The sequence below is a fragment of the Ochrobactrum sp. BTU2 genome (genome assembly GCF_024539785.1).
Classification (GTDB): domain Bacteria; phylum Pseudomonadota; class Alphaproteobacteria; order Rhizobiales; family Rhizobiaceae; genus Brucella; species Brucella anthropi.
This window is the reverse complement of record NZ_JAHWRG010000006.1, coordinates 109,143-131,774: the sequence shown is the minus strand read 5'-3', so window position 1 is coordinate 131,774 and position 22,632 is coordinate 109,143. Positions and strand designations below refer to the sequence as shown.

Genomic DNA, 22,632 nt, shown 5'->3' with positions numbered 1-22,632 from the left:
CAGACACCAGTTCGTAAACGGGTTTGTTTTGCGGCGTAACTACTTTGGCCAAAGAATAGGCCTAGCGGGGAGTTTTGGGCGAATTCGCAAGTTTGTCCAATGAGTCTTTGTGGGACTGGCATATCCTTCCACTGAACGCCCGATGGGCGTGAGTTCAGAACAGGAGAACCAGATGAAGCAGTCATCCATGAGCAGTTCTTCCGCAGTTCCAGCCAATCGCATACCTATGGTTGCGCGTAGCCTCCCAGCGACAGCAGCCTCTTCTCAGTCAATGATCCGCAGCGCAATGTCGGCTCCCTATCTTGAGCGCGAAGAGGAACGAGCCCTCGCCATTCGCTGGAAGGAACTGAAAGATCAGGACGCACTTCACCGCATAACATCCGCACATATGCGACTGGTCATTTCCATGGCCGGGCGCTTCCGCAAGTTCAAACTGCCGATGAACGATCTCATCCAGGAAGGCTATGTCGGCCTTCTTGAAGCTGCTGCCCGTTTTGACCCCGAACGGGAAGTGCGCTTCTCGACCTATGCATCGTGGTGGATTCGTGCGTCTATGCAGGATTATATCCTGCGTAACTGGTCCATCGTGCGCGGCGGAACAAGTTCGGCGCAAAAGGCGCTGTTCTTCAATCTGCGGCGGCTTCGTTCAAAATTGGCTCAGTCCGACGACAATATGACCAAGGCCGAGATGTATCGCGAAATTTCCGATCAGCTGGGCGTTTCGACAAGCGATGTCGAGATCATGGACAGCCGTCTTTCGGGGCCGGATAGCTCCTTGTCGGCACCAGTGAACAACGAGGAATCGGGTGCAGTGCGTCGCATGGATTTTCTGGTTGACGACCATCCCTTGCAGGATGAGATCGCCGAAAGTTCCATCGATATGGAACGTCGCAATCAATGGCTCAATGTTGCTCTCGATACGTTGAACGAGCGCGAATTGCACATTATTCGCGAGCGTCGCCTTGATGATGACGGCGTGACGCTCGAAGCGCTGGGCGAAAAGCTTGGTATTTCCAAGGAGCGGGTGCGACAGATCGAAAGCCGTGCGATGGAGAAGCTGAAGATTGCCTTGTTGAGCCAGCACGAACTGGCAGCCTATCAGGCGTAAGCTGTTACAATCAGCGCAACACAAGTAGAGGGGCCGAACGGCTCCTTACTTTTGTGGTTCGGTGGCCTTGCCTTCAAGCCGTGACGACCAGTCCTCGACCTTGCGATTTTCGAGGCGGCGCACGGCATAGCGTTTCCAGCTGTCGGCGAGGTGCGAAAGCTCCGCCATCACGGACAGTTCGTCATAGTTCAACGTGTCGACATAAAGCAGGTGCCAGACACGATGCAGTGTCCAGTTTGGTGAAAGGCGGTCGGCGAGGATCATCGAATCGCCAGCTTCAACATTGCCTTCTTCCAGAACACGATAATACCAGCCTGTCCGCCCCGTCTTCTGCACGCGCACGGCCATGTCGGCGGTTGCAAAGCGTTCGTTCAGTTTCCAGCAGGGCTGGCGGCCCTGTGAAACCTCGACAAGTGCACTGCCGAGCCGGAACCTGTCGCCTACGGCGACATTGTGCTCGTTCAGACCCGATGTGGAGATGTTTTCGCCGAAAGCACCACGCGCGCTCAGACGCGGGTTTTCGCCGATCTCTTCGCGCCAGACCGCATAATGATCGTGCGGATAATGATGGAGCGCTTTTTCCGGTCCACCATGCACTTTCCGGTCGCCCTGCGCATCGCAGTCCAGCCCCTCGAAAGTCACGCGGACTTTGCCAGTAACTGGCTGTTTGTCGATGCCGCTTGGAACGCTACGCGGTCCGAGAGGAGCGATTTTTCCGGCAAGGACAGAGTGGATGCATGTTTCCGTCATCACGACCTACTCGCTGATCAGCTTCACGCGGTCACCGACCGAAACCGTCGCCCCTGCCGACATGGCATTGAGAAGGCGGAACAGTTCCAATTTGCGGGTGGTGCCCTGCATGCGTGCCGACAGGCTGGCCAGCGTGTCGCCCGGCTTCACCGTCACGACGCGGATGCGCAGCGGCTTGATGGCGTTCTGTTCGGCAGGCGACAGCAAGCGGAAGGATTGCGTGACCGTCTGCGAAGCAGGCAGAAGGGCGTTGCTGCCTTTCGGTGCTGCTGTCAGGAAGCGATAGACCTTGTTGTTTGCACCGATGACCACAATGTCGAACTGCCACCGGTCGGCGCTGGCGCGCGCAGTCGCGGCGGGCAACCCGTTGATGGTGGTGGTCTGGATCGAACTGTCGTCGAGACCGGTTACCCAGCCCGAGCGGATATAGTCGGCAAGGTTTGATCCCGCCGGAAGAGATGCGCCATCGAAACGAATGGCAACTTCGCCGGGGCCGCTTGCCATGACCGCATTGGCCGAATTGTCGATGGTGAAGCCATCTGGTGCGCGGAAAGTGACACCGAGCTTCGGATGGATGAAGGTCTGTTCGCGGACATAACCTTCATTGGGCGAGTCGCCGTAGAGAAGGCCGTCAATTCCGTTGAGGAAGGAATCGCGATCGGTTGTGCCGACGCCGGGTGCGCCGATGCGGCGTGCATGACCAAGCGCAAGCTGGATGCGCTGCGGCGTTGCCGGATGGCTTGCAAGAAAGTCGAGGCTGGCATCGGTCGCGCCCGAAACCGAACGAAAGCCCTGATAGGCTTCCATAGATTGCAGGAAACGCGCCGAAGCGAACGGATCGTAACCGGCTTCGCCGATCATCTTGATGCCGATGGCATCCGCCTGCAATTCCTGATTGCGCGAGAACTGCGCAAGCCGAAGCTTGCCGCGCAGGGCTTCCTCGCGGCTGGCAGATTCATTGTGTAACACTTCGCTGGCGACACGTCCGGCGATGGCCGTTTCGGCTTCCTTCTCCTGGCGCAGAATGCCGTGATTGGCGATGACATGGCCCATTTCGTGGGCAATCACGGCGGCGACTTCGGAAGAGTCGTTGGCGAGTGCAAGCAGGCCGCGCGTAACGTAGAGATAGCCGCCCGGCAATGCGAAGGCATTGATATTGGGACTATCGAGAATGGTGATGCGATAGGTCTGGTCCGGCTTGTCGGTAACCGTCGTCAGCTTGCCGACGATCTTGGCCACCATACGTTCAAGCCTCTGGTCCTTGTACTCGCCGCCATAGGTCGCGAGAATGCGCGGATGTTGTTGCGCACCGAGCTGCGCCAGCCGGTCATTGCGCGTCACATTGTCGACCGTCACGGGATTGTCGGAAGGCTGCAGTCCAAGATCCTTGCTGGAATTGATCGACTGGCAACCTGAAATCAGGGCGACCGCAAGCAAGCCAAGACCGATGGCTGGTTTCCGCCAATTGTGCTGCGTCCATTCTGGCAGGGAGATGGGTAGACACAGGAAGGCCCGGGAACGGGTCGATTGACGGAACAGTATTTTATCCTCGCTTCTGAATCAGATTGCTTGATCCGGGGCCAAATCTAGCCACAGACCAGAAAGCGTACAAGCCGTACATGGGCACTATAAGAAAGCTGTAGCCGGTTCTTCCGGCAGATTGCGAACAAAATATGTCCGCAACCGTAACTCTATTTGAGGTTTAGCGCCGAATTCTGCTTTTCGCCGATATAGTGCCGCAATGCTTCCGGTCCAGTCGGAGAGAGTAGTTCAGTGGCGGGGCCTATTGCGGAAATCCGGCCACTGTCGAGAAAAAGCAACACCGCGTCGAGATAGAGCGCATCTTCAGGCGTATGGGTCACCATCAGCACCATCATACGGGTTTCAAGTTGAAGCTCCCTGACAAGATCCAGCATCTGGTGTCGTAGCGCTGGGCCAAGCGAGGCAAAGGCTTCGTCAAGGAGCAGAACCGGGCGCTGGCGTATAAGAGCCCGGGCAATCGCCACGCGCTGGCGTTCGCCACCGGAAAGCGCTTCCGGCTTGCGCTGTTCTTTGCCTGCGAGCCCGACACGCGACAAAGCCTCCGCAATATCGGCGTGGTCTTGCGCGGAGAGCTTCAGGTTCGGCGAGCGTCCGAGGCCGACATTCTGTTCGACGGTCAGATGGGCAAACAGGTTGTTTTCCTGAAACACCATCGAAACAGGCCGGTCCGCTGGCGAAAGTTCACTGACGTCTTTATCGCCGATGAAGATGCGACCGGATTGCGGAAATTCGAAACCGGCAATCAGGTTAAGAAGTGTCGACTTGCCCGAACCGCTTGGTCCGACAATTGCAGCAATAACACCGCCCTCTATCGTCGCATCGAAATGCATGGCGGTTTCACCATAGCTGAAACGAACGTCATCAAGGCGAATTTCGGCGAGGACGTTTATTGGGGCGTTCATCGAGGCATCCATCCGGGCATTCATAGAGAAGGCGTTTCCTTTCGGGATGCGCGATCCGCGATCATCATCAATACGAGGCAAAGCAGCCCGAGAATAAGCGCCAGACCTGCCGCGTCGAATGTGCGATAGCTGCCCATGCGCTGCAAGAGGAGATAGGGCAGCGTCAAAAGCGCGTCACTGCCAAACAGGGCAATCGTGCCGAGATCGCCAAGGGAAAGTGCCATGGCAAAGGCGAAGGCCATGCCGAAAGGTTTGCGGATCGAAGGCCAGTCGATGAGCCGGAAACGGCTGATGCCGCGAATGCCCAACTGTGCGCAAAGCCGGTTGTGGCGGCTTGCTGCCGTATCCCACGCGGGGCGTAGAAGACGCACGGCAAAGGGCATGGCCATGGCCGCATTGACGCTGACGACCATAAACGGTGCCATCGCGAACGGATCGGTGAAATGACGAAGCAGGATGAACCAGCCGGCACCGATGACGATAGGCGGCATGACGAGGATCAGGCTGGCACCCGTATCGAAAATACTGGCGACCTTGCTTTTTTTCATCGCTTCACGTGCCGACACAAGCGCAAGTGACAGGATGACCGAGAGCAATGCCGCAGAAAAACCGAGGGCCAGACTGGTGCCAATGGCGCGCCAGACTGTTCTCTCGGTCAGAAGTCGCGCAAGATCTGCGGCGAGGCCGGAGATGACAACGCCGGCAATCGGCAGTGCGACATAGAGGAAACCTATGCCGATGACGATGACGTTCGTAACACGTTCAGCTGTTGACATCTTGCCGTAGCGTCGCGGTGTCGCCGCGTGGGTGAAGCCTTCTTCAGACGGACTACCGGTCATCCGCAGGGCCAGAAGGACCAGCAACGTCAATGCAAGCTGCGTGAAGGTGAGGGCGACCGCGCGACCCGGATCAAAATCGAAATGCAAGCTTTGATAGATTGCGACTTCCAGCGTGGTGGCACGCGGGCCGCCGCCCAGCGTCAGCACAGTTGTGAAACTCGTCACGCAGAGCATGAACAGGAGGCCGATCATGCCCGGCAGATTGCGCCGGATTACGGGCCATTCGATGAGCCGGAAGCGCGCTCCATTGCCCATGCCAAGCTGCGCGGATAGTTTCCAGTAATCGGTTGGTATCGAGTCGTAGCCTGCAAGAATGAGACGGACAGCGAGCGGCATGTTGAAGAAAACATGGGCGATCAATATGCCCGTAATACCGTAAATGTCCGGTTGGAACGGATGTCCTGCGGCTTCTGACAGATGCGCAATGAACCCGTTGCGACCATAGATACTGGTGACGCCGAGCACTGCGACGAGTGCAGGCAGAGCAAGCGGCAGGGCAAACAGGCGCAGAATAAGCCCGCGCCCCGCAAAGCTCGCTTCGGCATAAAGTGCACGGGCGACCGGAACCGCAAACAGCACGGAAAGCAGGCTTGAAGCGATCGCCTGCAGGATCGTGAAGCGCGCAACCCGCCACAGATAGGTGTCGAAATTAACCGCGGCGTCAAAACCACCGCGGCCCGCTTCGAATGCCAGTGCGACAAGCGCACCACCGGCAAGCACGACCAGAAAGACAAGCGCCAGTACGCCCGCAGCCGGTCTGGCGGCGGGTGCGTCTTTCGAGCGGTGCTGTGCCGGGAATGTCGTCATTTACTGGTCGCCGCCAGCCATTCATCGACCCATGACTTCCGGTTCTTGGCTACTTCGTCGGAAGGCAGGAGAAGAGTCTTTTCCGGCTTCGGCATCGCGTCGAAAGCGGCTGGAAGCGGGGTGGATGTCTTGCTCGCTGGATACATCCAGTTGGTTTCAGGAATAACATCCTGAAAGCCGGGGCTGGTCATGAAAGCCAGGAACTTTTGTGCCAGTGGATTTTTCGCACCAGTGGTGGTCTGGGCGGCCAGCTCGATCTGGAGATAATTACCTTCCGGATAGGCCAGAGCCTTATAGCGCTCCGTCTTTTCCGCAATCATGTGATAGGCGGGAGACGTTGTATAGGACAGCACCATCGGCGCTTCACCCTTGGTGAAAAGACCATAGGCTTCCGACCAGCCGGGTGTGACGGTGAGAACACGCTTCTGCAGTTTCTGCCAGGCCGCTTCCGCTTCGTCGCCATAAACCGATTTCATCCAGAGCAACATGCCCAGCCCTGGCGTCGACGTGCGCGGGTCTTGCAGCACGATCTTCTGGGAAGCATCGCCTTCCACCAGTTCTTTCAGGCTCTTGGGCGGATTGGGCAATTTTTCCGAATCGTAAACCACGGCGAAGTAGCCATAATCATAGGGAACGAAGATATCGTCCTTGAACCCGCCCGGAATGCTCACATTGCTTTGGTCGATGCCGCTTGGAGCAAAAAAGCCGGTGGCGCGTGCTTCGGTCGTCAGATTGGTATCGAGACCGAGGACGATATCGGCTTTGGTATTGCCACCTTCAAGCTTCAGGCGGTTGAGCAGCGCGACACCGTCGGCCGAAGCGATCCAGTCCACTTCGCAATCGCATTCCTTCTCGAAGTTTTCCTTGATCTTCGGGCCCGGACCCCATTCGGAAACGAAACTGTCATAGGTATAAACAGTGAGCTTGTCCTTCGCCTGCGCAGAAGGCGTGAAAGCGAGGGCTGTGGAGAATGAAAAGGCCAGCAAAGATAAAAGCCGCATCACGGCACTTCCTTTCTTTTACAACAAGAGGATTGAGCGCCGTTTATGGAGCATCTAATCCCTCCGCCGGTGCAAACCGGATCAGGTTCAGCGGGTTGGCCGGGAATGCGACCTCTCAGCCATCCGCGAAAGCAGACGGCACCCCGTTAGAGCGGTTGCGACAATAATCTTTCGCAACGGGAAGGGCAAGGGAGCGCAATGGCGGCGAATGCAGGCTTCCGGCATGGATTTGCCCGTGTTATGAGCGGCTTATGAGCACATTCGTCATTCTTCTCGGCGGTGATCTGGTCGTGACCGATCGCCTGAAACGCCAAATTGCAGGTGCGCGTATTCTCGCTGCCGATAGCGGGATCAGGCACGCTGCTGCTCTTGGTGTCGAACCGGAACTTTGGCTTGGCGATTTCGATTCGGCTTCTGCTGAGCTTCGCGTGCAATATGGACACGTGCCGCAAAAGAGGTTCCCTGCTGCCAAGGACATGACGGACGGGGAACTGGCCTTCGAGGAGGCCTATATGCGGGGTGCGGATCGGGTGATCCTTTGCGGAGCCTTCGGCGGTCAGCGCACCGATCACACGCTTCTGCATCTGACCATGGCAACAGCGCAGGCTGCAAAAGGGCGGAACGTGCTGTTGTCCAGCGGTTCCGAGGAGGCCTGGCCTTTGCCGCCCGGAGATTATGTTTATGATTTTCCGGACGGGACGCCGTTCAGTGTGATTAATTTCAGCACTATCGAAGGCCTTTCGATCACGAATGCGGAGTGGCCGTTAGATAATGTGACACTGCCATTCGGCTCTTCATGGACAGTTTCCAATGTAGTTCGTGGAACACTTCGCGTTACTGCGAGTTCTGGATTAGCGATACTTATCGCCAACTTGGCGATGGAGGAAACACCGCTCCGGGGCCGATAACCTTATCAATCGAAAGAGCTTGACGCTGGCAGGCGAAACGTATTGTAAATGGGCCAAGCGGGTGTCATCTGCTTTACGCCGAAATTGGGGACGCAAAGTCGGTGATTAGTTCAACTCTTGTAGGAGATGTTTCAATGAAGTCACGTCTTACGATGATTGCTGTTGCTGGCGTGCTCGCGTTCTCGACGGCTGCATGCACGACGAATGAACAGCGCACGGCCGGGTACGGCGTTGGTGGCGCAGCACTCGGCGCACTCGCCGGTGGTGCAATTGGCGGCAATGGCCGTGGCGCTCTTGCCGGTGCTGCTATCGGCGGCGTTGCCGGTACGCTCCTTGGTGCAGCCCAGACGCGCAACGGAACGCAGTACTGCCGTTACCGCGATCCTTATGGCCGCGTCTACGAAGCGCCTTGCCAGTAACACTGGGCCAGTGCTGACTGGGCCAGCAATAGCTGGATAAATAAGTTTGCTGACAGGTCGGGGAAACCCGGCCTGTTTGTTTTTCACGGGTCTTTTCGTGCCGTACCATTTGACAGAACGGCTTTTGTCGCGGACAAGCAGGGCGGAATTTTTAACCCTGTTTATCGAAGAGAACCATGGCACCACCGCTCCTTCGCCTCGACGAGATCAAGCTAACCTTCGGAGGCACGCCGCTTCTGGAAGATGCCAGCCTTTCGGTAAGCGAAGGCGATCGCATCGCGCTGGTCGGACGCAATGGTTCGGGTAAATCCACGCTGCTCAAGATCGCCGCCGGTATGGTGGAAGCGACGTCGGGTGAGGTTTTCAAACATCCGGGTGCAACTGTCCGCTATCTCCCGCAGGTGCCGGATATGGATGGCTTTGCCAATGTTCGCGCCTATGTGGAAGCGGGGCTGGGGCCTGCCGATGACCCGCATCGTGTCACTTATCTTCTCGAGCATCTCGGACTAACTGGCGACGAAAAGCCGGATCATCTGTCCGGCGGCGAGGCACGCCGTGCCGCTCTGGCGCGAGTGATCGCGCCGCAGCCCGACGTTCTGCTGCTGGATGAACCAACCAACCATCTGGATCTGACCACCATCGAATGGCTGGAAAGCGAACTGCGCCAGATTCGCTCGGCGATTGTGCTGATCTCGCATGACCGCCGCTTTCTGGAAAATGTCAGCCGGGCGACGGTCTGGCTGGATCGCGGTCTTACGCGTCGTCTGGAGCAGGGCTTTGGCCATTTCGAGGAATGGCGCGACAAGGTGCTGGAAGAGGAAGAGCGCGACCATCACAAGCTGGGGCGGCAGATCGCGCGCGAGGAGCACTGGCTGCGCTACGGGGTCACCGCCCGGCGCAAGCGTAATATGCGCCGTCTCGGCGAACTGCATTCCATGCGTGCCGATTTTCGCAATCATCGCAAGGCACAAGGGACGGCGGTACTGGCGGCAAGCGATACCAAGGAATCCGGCAAGCTGGTGATCGAAGCCAAGGGGTTGAGCAAGGCCTATGGCGAGCGTGTTCTGGTCAAGGATTTTTCGATCCGTGTGCAGCGCGGTGACCGTATCGGTCTCGTTGGACCCAACGGTGCCGGAAAGACCACGCTTCTGTCGCTTCTGACTGGCAAGCTTGCGCCGGATTCCGGAACATTGCGGCTTGGCGTCAATCTCGAAATGGCCGAACTCGACCAGAAGCGCGAAAGTCTCAATCTGGATGAGACATTGGCGCATTATCTGACGGATGGGCGCGGCGAAAGCCTTGTCGTCAACGGCGAGCAGCGGCATGTCGTATCCTATATGAAGGACTTTCTGTTCCAGCCTGAGCAGGCGCGTACCCCCATTCGGGAGCTTTCCGGTGGTGAACGTGCGCGATTGATGCTGGCCCGTGTTTTGGCGCGGCCCGCCAACCTGCTTATCCTCGATGAGCCTACCAACGATCTTGATATGGAAACGCTCGATCTGCTGCAGGAACTGGTCGCAGGTTTTCCCGGCACAGTCATTCTGGTCAGCCACGACCGTGATTTTCTGGATCGCACGGTTACGTCGGTGATTGCGCCGGAAGGTGACGGGCGCTGGCTCGAATATGCAGGCGGCTATGCCGACATGATGGCGCAGCGCAAGGAGCAGGCCTTGAGCCGCCGCTCGGTCAAGGTCTCAGGCGTCCGCAGTGACGAGAAGTCGGAAGAGGACGCGCCACAGCCCAAGCGTGAGGAAAAGCGCAAGCTCTCCTACAAGCAGAAATTCGCGCTCGAAACGCTGCCCGGCAAGATGGACGCTCTCTCGAAGGAAATCGTAGTGCTGGAAGGCAAGCTCGCCGATCCGCAGCTTTATGCCAAGGACCCGGCGCTTTTTGCCAAGACTGCCGATCTTCTTGAGAAGAAGCGCTCCGAAAATGCGGCCATTGAAGAAGAATGGCTGGAGCTGGAAATGCTGCGAGAGGAAATCGAAGGGTAGGGCTACCCTTCGACATAATCTTCGAACTTAACTGCTCGCCTTGTTCAGCAAGGCGATTTCATTGTCGCTGAGTTTCAGTTCGGCTGCGCTAATCAGCTCACCGAGCTGAGCCGAGCGTGTGGCGCTGGCGATAGGGGCTGTGACTGATGGCTGCGCGATGAGCCATGCGATTGCAACCTGCGCAAGCGTGACATCGAGATTTCGTGCTACGTCATCGAGTGCCGCTATGATCCGCGAACCACGATCCGTCAGATATTTTTCGACCGATTTGCCGCGTGCGCTTTGTCCGAGATCGTCAGCAGAACGATATTTCCCGGTCAGGAACCCTGCTGCGAGCGAATAATAGGAAATAACGCCAAGCTCGTTTTCGTGGCAGATTTTCTCCAGCCCATTCTCGAAATCTGCTCGATCATACAGATTATAAAGCGGCTGCAGGCTTTCATAGCGCGGCAGATTGTTGGTCCGGGCGACATCAAGCGCTTCAGTCAGTCGCTCAGGCGTGAGATTGGACGCACCGATGGCGCGCACTTTGCCTGCGTCGATCAGCTCTTTATAGGTGCCGAGCACATCTTCGAACGGTGTTTCGGGATCGTCCCAGTGCGATTGATAGAGATCGATATAATCCGTCTGCAGCCGTTTGAGGGAGGCATCGACCGCTTTGCGGATATAGGCCGGGGAAAGACCTTTTTCGTCAGGCCCCATTTCGGAGCCGACCTTGGTGGCAATGACGACTTTGTCGCGCAGGCCGCGAGATTTCAGCCAGTTGCCGATAATGGTTTCGGATTCGCCGCCCACATTTCCGGGCGCCCAGGCGGAATAAGCATCCGCTGTGTCGATGAAATTGAATCCGGCATCGACAAAACGGTCGAGAAGCGAAAAAGACGTCGCTTCATCGACCGTCCATCCAAATACATTGCCACCGAAGCAAAGTGGCGAAACATTGAGTTCGGTACGTCCGAGCTTCCTGAACTCCATAGACCTTATCCCCTTCCTCTGAATACGAATCGCGGACGATCCGTCGGGTTTCGATTTCGGGAAGAAGGAAGGCTCCGGGAAGAGCCGAAATCAGCTCATGCCAAGCGCATCCATATAAAGCTGCAGCATGGCTTCTTCTTCCTGACGTTCATGGTCTTCTTTTTTACGCAGACGAATAATGGTCCTCACGACCTTGCTGTCAAACCCCGAGCCCTTCAATTCCGCGTAAACTTCCTTGATATCGTCACCGATGGTCTTTTTTTCTTCTTCCAGGCGCTCGATGCGCTCGATGAAAGCACGCAACTGGCCGACAGCAATGGTTTGGGCTTCGCTGGTAATGTCGTCGCTCACGAGGAGTTCTCCAATTCAAAATCTGTGATGATGCGGACACGCATTGCGTGAAAACCGCTTATCGAAAGTCTGGACCGTTTTTCCCGCGAGTCGCAGGCAAAATTAAGAGCCTTTTTCGATGCACGACCCGATTTGGCGGGTCAAGCCCTGTGGATAGCGGGTAAAGCCTCTCCTGACAGGCCTGCTACTCACTGCGATCAGCACGTGAGCCGAAATACTGGGCCGCATGAATGCCGGGCAAGGTGTTGATGTGCGCGATCATTGGCGTCAGCCTGTCAGCCCATTCAGCTGCTCCTTTGTCATCGGCAATCAGGTCCTGTCGTACCTCGATCAGGACATGGGCGAAGCCCTTTGCCGTCGCGTGGCGATACATGGCATCGTTCTTGAGGGCGCCGTCATAAGGTTCGTTATCGCCAACCGTCAGATCGACGTTTTCACGCAGCAGCGACAAAAGCGGCTTTACGGCGCGGTCGTCCTTGTCCCAGAGAAGGCCGATCTGCCAGGGGCGGGACTTTTCCTTCCAGCGCGGCGTGAAGGAATGGATCGAGACGATGAAAGGCGCTGCCCTGCTTTCAGCCACCACGCGTTCGCTCGCTCGCGCGACCGTGTCGTGATAGGGACGATAGAAGCGTTCAAGCCGTTCCTCGCGTTCACCTGTCGACATTGGGTAATTGCCGGAAATGACCGCCCCATCGGACAATTGCATGATAAGCGTCGGGTCGTCTTCGCCACGATTGGGATCGATCAAAAGGCGTGAAAAGCCGCCAAGGACGGCAGGCGCGTTCAGGCGGGTTGCAAGTTTGCGGGTCAGATTCTCGACGCCAATGTCATAAGCGATATGCCGGTCGAATTCACTTGTCCGCAAACCAAGCGTGCCATATTCGGCTGGAACATCACGCCGTGCATGATCGGCGGTCAGGAGCAGGCCGAGACTAAAATCGCCGTCGACACTGTATGCCGGTGAGAATGGCGGCGAAGCGGTTGATCCGGATTGAAGCGGCATGGAGCGAAATCCGAGGCTAAATAAGGGGATTATTTCTGTGTTGTGCGGGAAGCTGTTTCAGGTCTGTCATGAGAAAGCCCGGATTGCAACGATCATTCTTTGATGAAGAGTACCTGTTCTCAATGGGATTGCGTTGACATCAAAGGCGAAACTGCCGAAAAGAGAGCGACCCGAGATGGGATTTGCCCGAGATGGGATTTCCCTGTGCAATATAAATTGTTCGATAAAACCGATAGCGGGCTGAAGGGGTTCTGCGTATGCGACTTCCACTATCTCTAGTTTTGTTTGCCGGTGTGCTGATGACTGCGCTGGGCATGACATCCATAGAGGCTCGTGCGGATTTCCGCGTATGCAATGCAACCCAGAACCTGGTTGGTGTGTCCATCGGCTACAGAGCCAAAACCGGCTGGGTGACCGAAGGCTGGTGGCATATCGACGGATCAAGCTGCAAAACCCTCATCGAGGGGCCGCTGACATCGCGCTATTATTACCTCTATGCCGAAGACGCTCAGGGCGGCGGACGCTTGGAGGGCAAGGTCAATATGTGCGTGGCCGAGAAAGAATTCCGTATTACTGGCGTCCAGGATTGCTTCGCGCGCGGTTTCCAGCGCAACGGCTTTCAGGAATACGACACCGGGGAACAATCGAGCTGGATGGTTCAGCTCACCGATGAAACGCCGACAGCAAACCCCACCGTTACAGGAACGAATAGTCAATGAAGCGCAACCGCAAGGTCAAGATTCTCGCCACGCTAGGTCCGGCGTCGGGTGAAGAAGCCGTCATCCGCAAGCTGTTTGAGGCAGGCGCGGATGTGTTCCGCATCAATATGAGTCATGCCGACCATGACCTGATGCGCACCCTCGTCAAGCGCATCCGTAATGTGGAAAAGGAACTGGGCCGCCCTATCGGCATTCTCGCCGACCTTCAGGGCCCGAAGCTGCGCGTTGGCAAGTTCAAGGACGGTAAGGTCGATCTCGTTCCCGGCCAGACCTTCACCCTCGACAACAATGAAGCGCCTGGCGACGAACATCGCGTCTATCTTCCGCATCCGGAAATTCTTGAAGCTGTTGAACCGGGGCATCGCCTGCTGATCGATGACGGCAAGCTGCATCTGGTTGCCGAGGCAAGCGACGGCAAGTCGATCCGCTGCAAGGTGATTTCCGGAACGCGTATTTCGGACCGCAAGGGCGTCAGCTTGCCGGACACGACGCTCGGCGTCGGTGCGCTGACGGAAAAGGACCGTAAGGATCTCGATGCCGTCCTGAAGGAAGAAATTGACTGGGTTGCGCTTTCCTTCATCCAGCGTCCGGAAGATCTGGCCGAGGTACGCAAGGTTTCGCGCGGCAAGGTCGGCCTGATGTCGAAGATCGAAAAGCCGCAAGCCGTGACGCGTCTCGATGAAATCATCGAGCTTTCGGACGCATTGATGGTTGCGCGCGGTGATCTTGGCGTTGAAGTGCCACTTGAAAGCGTTCCAGGCATTCAGAAGCAGATTACCCGCAAGGCGCGCCGCGCTGGCAAACCGGTCGTCGTCGCTACCCAGATGCTGGAATCGATGATTACGGCTCCGGTCCCGACCCGTGCAGAGGTGTCCGACGTTGCGACGGCAGTGTTCGAAGGCGCCGATGCGATCATGTTGTCGGCGGAATCGGCTTCGGGCCAGTATCCGGTCGAAGCCGTTGCCACCATGAACCGCATTGCCGAACAGGTTGAAAAGGAACCGACCTATTCGACCATCATCGATGCGCAGCGTGCTGCACCAGAACCAACGGGTGCCGACGCGATCTCGCTTGCTGCACGCCAGATCGCAGAGACGTTGAAGCTTTCGGCCATCGTCACCTACACCGCTTCCGGCACGACCGGCCTGCGCGCCGCTCGCGAGCGTCCGCGCACGCCGATCATCGCCCTGTCGCCGGTCGTCGATACTGCGCGCAAGCTGTCGCTCGTCTGGGGCCTGCATTGCGTGGTGACAGCCGATGCGCATGATTTGGAAGATATGGTCAACCATGCCTGCGAAATTGTCTTCCATGAAGAATTCGGCAAGGCTGGCGACCGCGTCATCATTACCGCGGGTGTCCCATTCGGCACGCCGGGCGCGACCAACATGCTGCGCATCGCCTATATTGGACCAGACGGAAAGTCAGGCATTTAAACTGAAAATATGCCAGCCGTGACGGCCGGCAAATGGCGTTGTTTTGCGCTTCCGGTGTTCATGTACCCAACAGTACATTCCGCTCCGGTTCTCAAACTCCACCAGTTTGGTCGCTAAAGCGCCCATCTTCGATTCCGGCTCGCCACAGCCGAAATCTCATCCAGTTATGGCGGACGGCATCTAAAGAAACGCGCTCCTTTGGAGCGCGTTTTTTGTTTTGGTCTTGCCGAATTTTGAGAATGTTTTGTGGGGAGGCAGAAGCCGTTCTAAGAGCCTGAATCAAAAAGCGATACAGGCGACTTCTGGAACAGGCTCTAAGTCCGCGTATCCGTCAGTTCGTCGGCCAAATCGTTGAAGTTCTTCTGTGCGTCGCGCATCATCGGATAGACGATGAGAGCCTGCTCATAGGCTTTTAGCGCCTGTTCCTTGAGGCCGCGCAGGCGCAAGATGGCCGCCATGCCGGTCAGGGCGCCATAATGGCGCGGTTCCAGCTCCAGGGTACGATTGATATCGTACATGGCGTGGGCGTAGTCTTTTTGCAGAAAATAGACCGTAGCGCGGCGGTTCCAGGCCTCCGCATATTCCGGGTCGAGCGCGATCGCTTCATTCAGGAAGTCGATTGCCGAGGGATAACGCCGCTCGAGCATCGCCGCATTGGCCCATTGCATCAGAAGATCGACTGTTGCGCTGCCTGACTGCGACCACAGCGTATTGATCTGTGAAGCAATGCGCCGCGCCTTGGCTTCGTCCGTCGTGCGGCGAAGATCGGCAAAGAGCTTGTCGAGACGCTCTTCAGGCGTCTGGGTTGCCGCTGGTGCGGGCTTTTCGGGGGCAGGTTTCTGTTCGCTGTCGGGACCGGTTTGAACGGGTGTCAGAGGTGCGGTGAGCGGTATTTTGCCGGGTGCCACTTCGGCATAAGCCAAAGGCATCGTCGTACCAAGCGACGCGAGTACAGAAAAAGAAACCAGACATGCAAAAACGTTCCGCATGCGCATAGATTTTACCATGCGCAGCGAAACGTCAAATGCAAAATCAGAAATAAGATTAGCCCTGACGAGCCTTGTAGCGCGGGGCGGTCTTATTGATGATGTAAACGCGGCCCTTGCGGCGGACCAGCTGGCAGTCACGATGACGGCCCTTGAGCGCTTTAAGCGAGTTCTTGATCTTCATGTCAATCACCGGTCTTGTTGGCCCGTTGACGTGCAGATGCCGCGGGGCTTCATAAAAACAGGCGCTCGAGGCGCCAATTGATTACAGGCACTGTTAGATGCCCGAAGGGTTGGCCGAAATACACAAGGTTTCAGGCAAATGTCAACTCCTGAGCCGCAGATTCAGGGCACTGGAGCTGAAATTCTTGGCAGGTGGCAAAGATTCATCGGGAATCGACGGGATTCCCGATGAACATTATTTCCCGCGGGGGTGAATGCGCGTCACATGGCCCATTTTGCGGCCCGGACGTGCTTCCTTTTTACCGTAAAGATGCAGCACGGCATCCTTTTCAGAGAGAATCGCTGGCACCTTCTCGACATCGTCGCCGATCAGGTTTTCCATCACGCAATCCGAATGCCGGTCGGTGTTACCCAAAGGCAGACCGGCGATGGCACGGATATGCTGTTCGAATTGCGAAATGGCGCAGGCCGCTTCCGTCCAGTGGCCCGAATTATGGACACGCGGGGCGAATTCGTTTGCCAGTAGCGTGCCATCCTTCAGGACGAAGAACTCAAGTCCGAGCACGCCAACATAATCAAGCGCGTTCAGAAGCTTTGCAGCGGCCTTGCGAGCCGCTTCGGCCGTGTTTTCGGAAACGGCAGCCGGTACGGTCGAAGTCGCAAGGATGCCGTCCTTGTGAACGTTTTCGGCAATATCGAAGATTGCGACATTGCCGGAGCGGTCACGTGCTGCGATCACCGAAACTTCGCGCTCGAAATCGACGAAGCCTTCGAGGATGGCCGGGGCACGATTGATCGCGAGAATCGCCTTGTGAGCTTCGGACTCGTCGAGTGATGTCAGGCGGACCTGTCCCTTGCCGTCATAACCAAGACGCCGCGTCTTCAGGATGCCGCGCTCGCCAAGTGCGCCCAGAGCTGCAATCAGGGTTTCTTCATCGTCCACAAGACGCCAGGGTGCCGTCTCGATGTCGCTGGAGTTGAGGAACTGCTTTTCTGTAAAGCGATCCTGCGAGACTTCAAGCGCTGCCGGGGGAGGAAAGACCAGAGCGGTTTCGGCCAGCCTGTCGGCAGCGCTGACCGGCACGTTCTCGAACTCGTAGGTAATGACGTCGGACGCTGCTGCAAGTTCTGCAAGCGCTTTCGGATCGTCATAGGCGGCAATGATCTGGCGATTGGCAACCTGTGCTGCCGGGCAATCGGCCTGTGGCTCCAGGATTACCGTTTCAAAACCGAGATGTGCTGCGGCCATGGCAAGCATTCTGCCGAGCTGACCGCCGCCGATGATGCCGATGGTTGCACCAGGCCTGAGTACAGAATTGAGTGCGGAGTTGTTCATATCAGGCCTCGTTTGAAGGGCGCTCAGCCACGCTTTCCGTTTGCGCAGTGCGCCATTCATCGAGGCGGGCTGCAAGCGCCTCATCGTAAAGCGCCAGAACGGCGGCGGCGAGAAGGGCGGCGTTGACCGCACCGGCGCGACCGATGGCGAGCGTGCCGACGGGAATGCCAGCTGGCATCTGCACGATGGAGAGGAGCGAATCCTGACCCGAAAGCGCCTTGGACTGGACCGGAACGCCGAAGACAGGCAGCGGTGTCATGGCTGCAGCCATGCCGGGCAGGTGAGCCGCGCCGCCCGCGCCTGCGATAACGACCTTGAACCCTTCCGCTTTGGCACCTTTGGCAAAGGCAACGAGCCGGTCAGGCGTGCGATGCGCGGAAACGATCCGGGCATCGAAGGAAATGCCGAGTGCTTCCAGTGTGTCCGCTGCATGGTGCATGGTTTCCCAGTCGGACTGGCTTCCCATGATGATGGCGACATCGGCAGTAACGCTCATTGATCTTCCTGCTCCGCTTCTTTCGTGCATGTTTCGGGTGATATTAAAATGATAAAGCCGGGCGAACCCCGGCTCTATCATCGATCATTATGGACATTCAGGCGATGATGTCGGGGATCACCCGATCTTCCATCTCCTGCAGCTTGTCCTTGATTGCGAGTTTTTTCTTCTTCATGCGCTGGACGCGCAATTGGTCGCAGCCAACCGCTATCATGGCGTTTATGGCAGCATCGAAATCCGCGTGTTCCTGTTTCAGTCGTGCGACGGCCAATCTGATTTCGGCCTGTTCCTGATCGGACATGCGGTGCCCCGTTCTGTTGAATAGTTTTACGGGCCGCGCCAAACCATAAAAGGTGCGGCGTCAGCCCGTTTCCGGCGAAGCCCTTATCACATTTTTCGCGTCAGGAAAATGCTACCACGACAAAATCGACTTTGCACCAAACTCATGCCAAACTGTCATGGTTCTGTCATGGACGGCGGCTGTCGAAGGCGACAAGCAATACCGCATCCAAGGCAGCCGGGACTGCGTGTTTGGACCGGAATACAGGAGGTTTGCCGGGCGTTCATGCAGGTTGAATGACGGGATAGCGGGTAAACGGACAAACGAGGTCTGCGCTGTTCCGTAAATAAGGGAAATCAACCAAAGGAGATCTGATGATGGCTATCGAGTCCCATCTTGCCACGCTCGAAAAAAAGCACGGCGCTCTGGAGCAGGAAATTTCCGAAGCCATAGCGTCACCGGCAATGGACGACCTGCACGTTGCATCTCTCAAGCGCAAGAAGCTTATGCTCAAGGACCAGATCGAAAAACTGAGATCCCAGGTAACACGTCACTAACAGGGAAGCCGCGCTTAGATCGCGGTTTGATAAGGCGTCTCAAGCCATCGACATTGGAGACCGAACGGCTCTGACGAGCTGGTATTTCTTTGTCGTGAATGCAGTTTGCATTCCCAAGCGAAGATGCCAAAATTCAGTATTGGCGGCTGTGACACAGCCGCCGAACATATTGATTCAACTATTTAACCGGCTCTATTTATCGACGGTCATTTTCAGCGCCCGTCACCCTTCCGTCTCAGCTCTTGGATCGAGGTTCAGCGCTTCCGGTGTTGCCCCACGTTCGGAAGGCATGCTCTTGAACTGGTCTTTCTCTTCTTTCGGGACGGATGCACGCTTGCGTGAACGGAACAACGCATAGCCGGTGATGGAAATATGCGCGAGCATGGTGATGGCGAAGAGGCCGGACGGCCAGAAAATATCCATGGCCGCTGCTGCCAGCAGTGGCCCGAGCATCGTGCCGAAGCCGTAAAGCAGCAGAAGCCCGCTCGATACTTTCACAAAGCTTTCCGATGTCGCATGATCGTTGGCGTGGGCGACGGCAACGGGATAGAGTGCATAGGCAAGTGCGCCATAGCATCCGGTCATCGTAATGATGACCGGGCCGCTGGATGGAGCGACGAGGAAGGCTATGAGGCCAACCAGTGCCGCCAGCGCCGCAACGCTTGCCAGAACGAAACGCCGGTCGACCAGATCGGAAATGCGTCCGATCGGAATCTGCATCAAGGCACCAGCTGCAATGGTGACACTGACCATCAAGGCGATTTCGGTGGTCGAAATGCCGGACTTCGCACCGAAGACAGCTCCGAGCGTACCCCAGGCGCCATTGGCGATGCCGATCAGGATGCAACCTACGAAAGCTGCAGGTGAGTTATTGTAGAGCGCCTTGAGATCAAGCTGCACTTCCGTCAGTGGCTTGGGGCTGACGGCTGTGGAGATCGCGGTCGGGATGAGAGCCAGGCAGAAGAATATGCCGCTTATCATGAACAGATGATCGGAGCGTACGTCGCCTGCCGCTACCAACATCTGGCCGGACATGGTGGCCCCGTAATTGACCATCATATACATGCCGAAAATCTTGCCGCGCGATTCGTTGGTCGCACGCTCATTCAACCAGCTTTCAATGACCATGAAGGCGCCAGCCATCGAAAAGCCGGTGAAGGCGCGCAGGATCACCCAAATCGTGGCATCTACGAAGATGCCGGAAAGCAGAGCGATAACCGCAGCCGATGCGGCAAAGCAACCGAATGCCCGCACATGACCGACACGGCGCACAAGGCGCGGTGCAAACAGACAGCCGGCAACGAAGCCGCCTGCCCAGGTCGTGCCGAGCATGCCGAGCGATGCCACTGAGAAACCTTCCACACCGCCGCGCAGCGGCAATAGAAGACCGTGAAGTCCCGAAGCTATGAGAAGGAAGGCTGTTCCGCAGAGAAGGGCCAGAACCTGAATGTAAATGCGCAAAACTCTATTCCCGAAGTCTGAAGCCGAACTGTCAGTGCTGAGGCTGATGAGCGATCGCTGCGATCAATGATTGTTGTTCCTAAAGCGCGTCGCTCGGAAATGGTTCCGGTTGCTTTGCTCCGGTATCCATTTCCGTTGACGACCCCATTCCTATCGAAACAATGCTTCTGCCGCAGCGCGGCTATCGTCCTTCTTAAGGCGTTCTGTCTTCAATCGCTCTATTTCGGATTGCAGCAGGGCTATGCGCTGGTCAATCTCGATGACCGAAAGCAGCGATAGCTCCTCTTCGCTTAGCGCCACGCTGTTGCGGGGCTTTACCACATCCTCATCGAAACCGCTCATAGCCGTCCTCCGTGGTCAATGATGGCTCAGAAAAGATTTAACACCTTGAATCGTCGCATATATATTTGAGAAAATCGATGACGATTTCCCTAACGTGACGTCTTGCGTCCGCCGTGCGGCATTTCTGCGACGATGCTTAGGGCCAGAAATCTGAATGGAGTTTTGAATATGATGGCCGACTTGCCTTCCCAGATGACTGCTATCGAAATCTCCGAACCGGGCGGAGCCCATATGCTTCGACCTGTTCAGCGCTCGGTGCCTGAACCCAAGGAAGGTGAAATTCTGGTGCGGGTACGCGCCGCCGGGGTTAACCGACCGGACGTCCTGCAGCGACAGGGACAATATGCGCCGCCACCCGGCGCATCGGATATTCCGGGACTGGAGATTGCCGGTGACATTGTTGCCGTGGGCAGCGACGTCAAGCGGTTCAAGACCGGCGATCAGGTGGTCGCACTGCTGGCGGGCGGCGGCTACGCTGAATATGCCGTCGCGCATGAAACCAACGCACTGCCCTTGCCTGCCGGCTATGGCTACATCGAAGCGGCGGCGATCCCTGAAACTTTCTTCACCGTCTGGCACAATGTGTTCGAGCGCGGCGGGCTGAGGAAGGGCGAGGTTTTTCTGGTTCACGGCGGCTCGTCCGGTATCGGCACGACGGCTATCCAGCTTGCAAAGGCATTTGGTGCGACCGTCATTGCAACGGCGGGCTCGAAAGAAAAATGCGAAGCGTGCCTGAAACTCGGAGCAGATCGCGCCGTCAATTACGGGCAAGAGGATTTTGTCGAGGTCGTAAAGGAAGTGACCAGGGGCAAAGGCGCCAATGTGATTCTCGATATGGTCGGCGGCGATTATGTTGACCGCAATTACAAGGCTGCAGCCGAGGATGGCCGCATCGTGCAGATTGCTTTTCTCAACGGTGCGAAAGCCACGGCCAATTTCGCAATATTGATGAGCAAGCGTCTGACCCATACCGGCTCCACGCTGCGTCCGCGACCAGTTGACTTCAAGGCTGGCATTGCGCGGGAACTGGAGACAAAAGTCTGGCCGCTTCTGGCGCAACGACGCGTCGCGCCGGTGATGGACATGATCTTTTCGCTGAAAGATGCCTGGCGTGCGCATGAACGCATGGAGGAGGGCAGGCATATTGGCAAGATTGTGCTCGATATCGCTTAAGCTTCAGAGCCATTCTTGCTCTGGCGATAAAAAAACGATATATAGGCCGTGATTTCCCGGAAATTGTGGTTTTGCCCACGTCCCGCGCCACCGGAGCGGACGAACAGAAGGATTATATCTAATGGCCACCCAGCTTCTTATGCCGAAGGCAACGGCCGTTTGGCTTGTCGATAATACGGCTCTGTCTTTTGACCAGATTGCCGCTTTCTGCAAGCTGCACCCGCTGGAAGTGAAGGCTATTGCCGACGGTGAAGCCTCTCAGGGCATCAAGGGTCTGGACCCGGTCATCACGGGTCAGATTTCGCGTGAAGAGATCGCGAAGGGCGAAAAAGACCCATACTATCGCCTGAAGCTTTCTGAACCGAAGGTTCGCGTTCCGGAAGCCAAGCGCAAGGGCCCGCGTTACACGCCGCTTTCCAAGCGTCAGGATCGTCCGAATGCGATTCTCTGGCTGGTTCGCAATCACCCTGAGCTGAAAGATGCGCAGATTTCCCGCCTGATTGGTACGACCAAGTCGACCATCGAACAGATTCGCAATCGTTCGCACTGGAACTCGGCAAATCTGACGGCGATGGACCCGGTTACGCTTGGCCTCTGCTCGCAGATCGATCTCGACATCGAAGTCGAACGCGCCTCGCGCAACCGTCCGGCGACACCGGAATCGGATAGCACCTTGCTGCCAGCTTCTGCGACCGAGAATTTCGATTATCGTGACGAGCAGCCTGCAGAAGAAGAGCTCGACGCAGACAAGGTCTTTGCCAAGCTCTCTTCGCTCAAGAGCTCGACGCCGGACGAAGACGAAGAAGAATAGTCGGGACGGGAAATCGTTTTACCGAACTGCCAAAAAGCCCGGCTTCATCAGCTGGGCTTTTTTGTTGGCTCAAGCTGCTTTCTCACTTGCGGGAACAGGCGTCGTGGCAATCCAGTGCTTTCAGCACATCGGCATAGCAGTTGGCCACCCTCTCAAGCGCTTCGATCGAAAGCGTGTCGGCGGCGTAGAGCGCCAAGGGTTCCGTGTGGGCTGGCAGTGCTGGAATTTGCCACTCTATGCACCGGTGCGAACAGGT

24 protein-coding genes and 1 riboswitch are annotated in these 22,632 nt (G+C 56.9%); of the genes, 9 read left to right on the top strand and 15 right to left on the bottom strand.

Annotation, left to right across the window (positions count from 1 at the left end; genetic code table 11):
- Window positions 1-172 precede the first annotated feature (172 nt).
- Entirely contained in the window at window positions 173-1,108 is a 936-nt protein-coding gene (locus tag KWJ32_RS19115; RefSeq protein WP_012091283.1) for an RNA polymerase factor sigma-32, read from the top strand.
- A gap of 45 nt (window positions 1,109-1,153) precedes the next feature.
- Here KWJ32_RS19115 and KWJ32_RS19110 read toward each other — a convergent pair whose 3' ends face one another.
- The 5 genes from KWJ32_RS19110 to thiB form a co-directional block, all read right to left on the bottom strand.
- Window positions 1,154-1,858 carry an MOSC domain-containing protein gene (locus KWJ32_RS19110; RefSeq protein WP_012091284.1) on the bottom strand — a complete coding sequence of 235 codons (705 nt, stop codon included), beginning with the start codon at window positions 1,856-1,858 and terminating at the stop codon, window positions 1,154-1,156.
- Window positions 1,859-1,864: 6 nt separating this feature from the next.
- Complete coding sequence (cdlP, locus tag KWJ32_RS19105; RefSeq protein WP_029376279.1) at window positions 1,865-3,346, bottom strand: cell division protease CdlP; 1,482 nt, start codon at window positions 3,344-3,346, stop codon at window positions 1,865-1,867.
- 203 nt (window positions 3,347-3,549) lie between these two features.
- On the bottom strand, window positions 3,550-4,290 hold the full coding sequence (gene thiQ, locus KWJ32_RS19100; RefSeq protein WP_151610334.1) for a thiamine ABC transporter ATP-binding protein: 741 nt from the start codon (window positions 4,288-4,290) through the stop codon (window positions 3,550-3,552).
- Between the two features lie 32 nt (window positions 4,291-4,322).
- Window positions 4,323-5,948, bottom strand: a complete 1,626-nt coding sequence (thiP, locus tag KWJ32_RS19095) for a thiamine/thiamine pyrophosphate ABC transporter permease ThiP (protein ID WP_151610314.1) — start codon at window positions 5,946-5,948, stop codon at window positions 4,323-4,325.
- Complete coding sequence (gene thiB / locus KWJ32_RS19090; RefSeq protein WP_151610313.1) at window positions 5,945-6,949, bottom strand: thiamine ABC transporter substrate binding subunit; 1,005 nt, start codon at window positions 6,947-6,949, stop codon at window positions 5,945-5,947. Before thiB ends, thiP begins: the two co-directional genes overlap by 4 nt.
- A gap of 41 nt (window positions 6,950-6,990) precedes the next feature.
- Window positions 6,991-7,105, bottom strand: a riboswitch (TPP riboswitch).
- Window positions 7,106-7,200: 95 nt separating this feature from the next.
- Here thiB and KWJ32_RS19085 point away from each other — a divergent pair.
- The 3 genes from KWJ32_RS19085 to KWJ32_RS19075 all read left to right on the top strand — a co-directional run bounded on the left by KWJ32_RS19085 (window position 7,201) and on the right by KWJ32_RS19075 (window position 10,270).
- Entirely contained in the window at window positions 7,201-7,857 is a 657-nt protein-coding gene (locus KWJ32_RS19085) for a thiamine diphosphokinase (protein WP_010661430.1), read from the top strand.
- 134 nt (window positions 7,858-7,991) lie between these two features.
- A complete protein-coding gene (locus tag KWJ32_RS19080) occupies window positions 7,992-8,276 on the top strand; it encodes a hypothetical protein (RefSeq protein WP_010661429.1) in 285 nt (94 codons plus the stop codon).
- Window positions 8,277-8,452: 176 nt separating this feature from the next.
- On the top strand, window positions 8,453-10,270 hold the full coding sequence (locus KWJ32_RS19075; RefSeq protein ID WP_012091288.1) for an ABC-F family ATP-binding cassette domain-containing protein: 1,818 nt from the start codon (window positions 8,453-8,455) through the stop codon (window positions 10,268-10,270).
- A gap of 27 nt (window positions 10,271-10,297) precedes the next feature.
- On the opposite strand, the gene KWJ32_RS19070 is transcribed toward KWJ32_RS19075, so the two are convergent.
- From KWJ32_RS19070 to KWJ32_RS19060, 3 genes are all read right to left on the bottom strand, one after another.
- Window positions 10,298-11,245 carry an aldo/keto reductase gene (locus KWJ32_RS19070; protein WP_012091289.1) on the bottom strand — a complete coding sequence of 316 codons (948 nt, stop codon included), beginning with the start codon at window positions 11,243-11,245 and terminating at the stop codon, window positions 10,298-10,300.
- A gap of 90 nt (window positions 11,246-11,335) precedes the next feature.
- A complete protein-coding gene (locus tag KWJ32_RS19065; RefSeq protein WP_002964837.1) occupies window positions 11,336-11,596 on the bottom strand; it encodes a DUF2312 domain-containing protein in 261 nt (86 codons plus the stop codon).
- Window positions 11,597-11,780: 184 nt separating this feature from the next.
- The gene (locus tag KWJ32_RS19060; RefSeq protein WP_151610312.1) at window positions 11,781-12,599 is read right to left on the bottom strand and encodes an N-formylglutamate amidohydrolase; all 819 of its coding nucleotides are present in this window, start codon (window positions 12,597-12,599) and stop codon (window positions 11,781-11,783) included.
- 257 nt (window positions 12,600-12,856) lie between these two features.
- On the opposite strand from KWJ32_RS19060, the gene KWJ32_RS19055 reads away from it, so the two are divergent.
- Window positions 12,857-13,318, top strand: a complete 462-nt coding sequence (locus tag KWJ32_RS19055) for a DUF1036 domain-containing protein (protein ID WP_256886168.1) — start codon at window positions 12,857-12,859, stop codon at window positions 13,316-13,318.
- Window positions 13,315-14,751 carry a pyruvate kinase gene (gene pyk / locus KWJ32_RS19050; protein ID WP_012091305.1) on the top strand — a complete coding sequence of 479 codons (1,437 nt, stop codon included), beginning with the start codon at window positions 13,315-13,317 and terminating at the stop codon, window positions 14,749-14,751. The genes KWJ32_RS19055 and pyk overlap by 4 nt, the downstream gene beginning before the upstream one ends.
- A 314-nt stretch (window positions 14,752-15,065) precedes the next feature.
- On the opposite strand, the gene KWJ32_RS19045 is transcribed toward pyk, so the two are convergent.
- The 5 genes from KWJ32_RS19045 to KWJ32_RS19025 form a co-directional block, all read right to left on the bottom strand.
- Complete coding sequence (locus KWJ32_RS19045) at window positions 15,066-15,758, bottom strand: tetratricopeptide repeat protein (protein WP_012091306.1); 693 nt, start codon at window positions 15,756-15,758, stop codon at window positions 15,066-15,068.
- A gap of 37 nt (window positions 15,759-15,795) precedes the next feature.
- Window positions 15,796-15,921, bottom strand: coding sequence for a type B 50S ribosomal protein L36 (gene ykgO, locus KWJ32_RS19040; protein ID WP_010661422.1), 126 nt, complete (start codon window positions 15,919-15,921; stop codon window positions 15,796-15,798).
- 234 nt (window positions 15,922-16,155) lie between these two features.
- Window positions 16,156-17,256 carry a 5-(carboxyamino)imidazole ribonucleotide synthase gene (locus tag KWJ32_RS19035; RefSeq protein WP_151610311.1) on the bottom strand — a complete coding sequence of 367 codons (1,101 nt, stop codon included), beginning with the start codon at window positions 17,254-17,256 and terminating at the stop codon, window positions 16,156-16,158.
- Between the two features lies 1 nt (window position 17,257).
- On the bottom strand, window positions 17,258-17,752 hold the full coding sequence (gene purE / locus KWJ32_RS19030) for a 5-(carboxyamino)imidazole ribonucleotide mutase (protein WP_151610310.1): 495 nt from the start codon (window positions 17,750-17,752) through the stop codon (window positions 17,258-17,260).
- Window positions 17,753-17,849: 97 nt separating this feature from the next.
- The gene (locus tag KWJ32_RS19025; RefSeq protein WP_006471281.1) at window positions 17,850-18,053 is read right to left on the bottom strand and encodes a DUF465 domain-containing protein; all 204 of its coding nucleotides are present in this window, start codon (window positions 18,051-18,053) and stop codon (window positions 17,850-17,852) included.
- Between the two features lie 353 nt (window positions 18,054-18,406).
- Between KWJ32_RS19025 and KWJ32_RS19020 the strand changes: the two genes are divergently transcribed.
- Complete coding sequence (locus tag KWJ32_RS19020) at window positions 18,407-18,589, top strand: YdcH family protein (protein ID WP_012091308.1); 183 nt, start codon at window positions 18,407-18,409, stop codon at window positions 18,587-18,589.
- A gap of 222 nt (window positions 18,590-18,811) precedes the next feature.
- Here KWJ32_RS19020 and KWJ32_RS19015 read toward each other — a convergent pair whose 3' ends face one another.
- Both KWJ32_RS19015 and KWJ32_RS19010 read right to left on the bottom strand, forming a co-directional pair.
- Window positions 18,812-20,050 carry an MFS transporter gene (locus tag KWJ32_RS19015; protein WP_012091309.1) on the bottom strand — a complete coding sequence of 413 codons (1,239 nt, stop codon included), beginning with the start codon at window positions 20,048-20,050 and terminating at the stop codon, window positions 18,812-18,814.
- Window positions 20,051-20,200: 150 nt separating this feature from the next.
- Window positions 20,201-20,392, bottom strand: a complete 192-nt coding sequence (locus KWJ32_RS19010) for a DUF1192 family protein (protein WP_125335378.1) — start codon at window positions 20,390-20,392, stop codon at window positions 20,201-20,203.
- 168 nt (window positions 20,393-20,560) lie between these two features.
- On the opposite strand from KWJ32_RS19010, the gene KWJ32_RS19005 reads away from it, so the two are divergent.
- Entirely contained in the window at window positions 20,561-21,565 is a 1,005-nt protein-coding gene (locus tag KWJ32_RS19005) for an NAD(P)H-quinone oxidoreductase (RefSeq protein ID WP_094514190.1), read from the top strand.
- Between the two features lie 121 nt (window positions 21,566-21,686).
- Entirely contained in the window at window positions 21,687-22,376 is a 690-nt protein-coding gene (locus KWJ32_RS19000) for a DUF1013 domain-containing protein (RefSeq protein ID WP_012091312.1), read from the top strand.
- The last annotated feature ends 256 nt before the right edge of the window (window positions 22,377-22,632 follow it).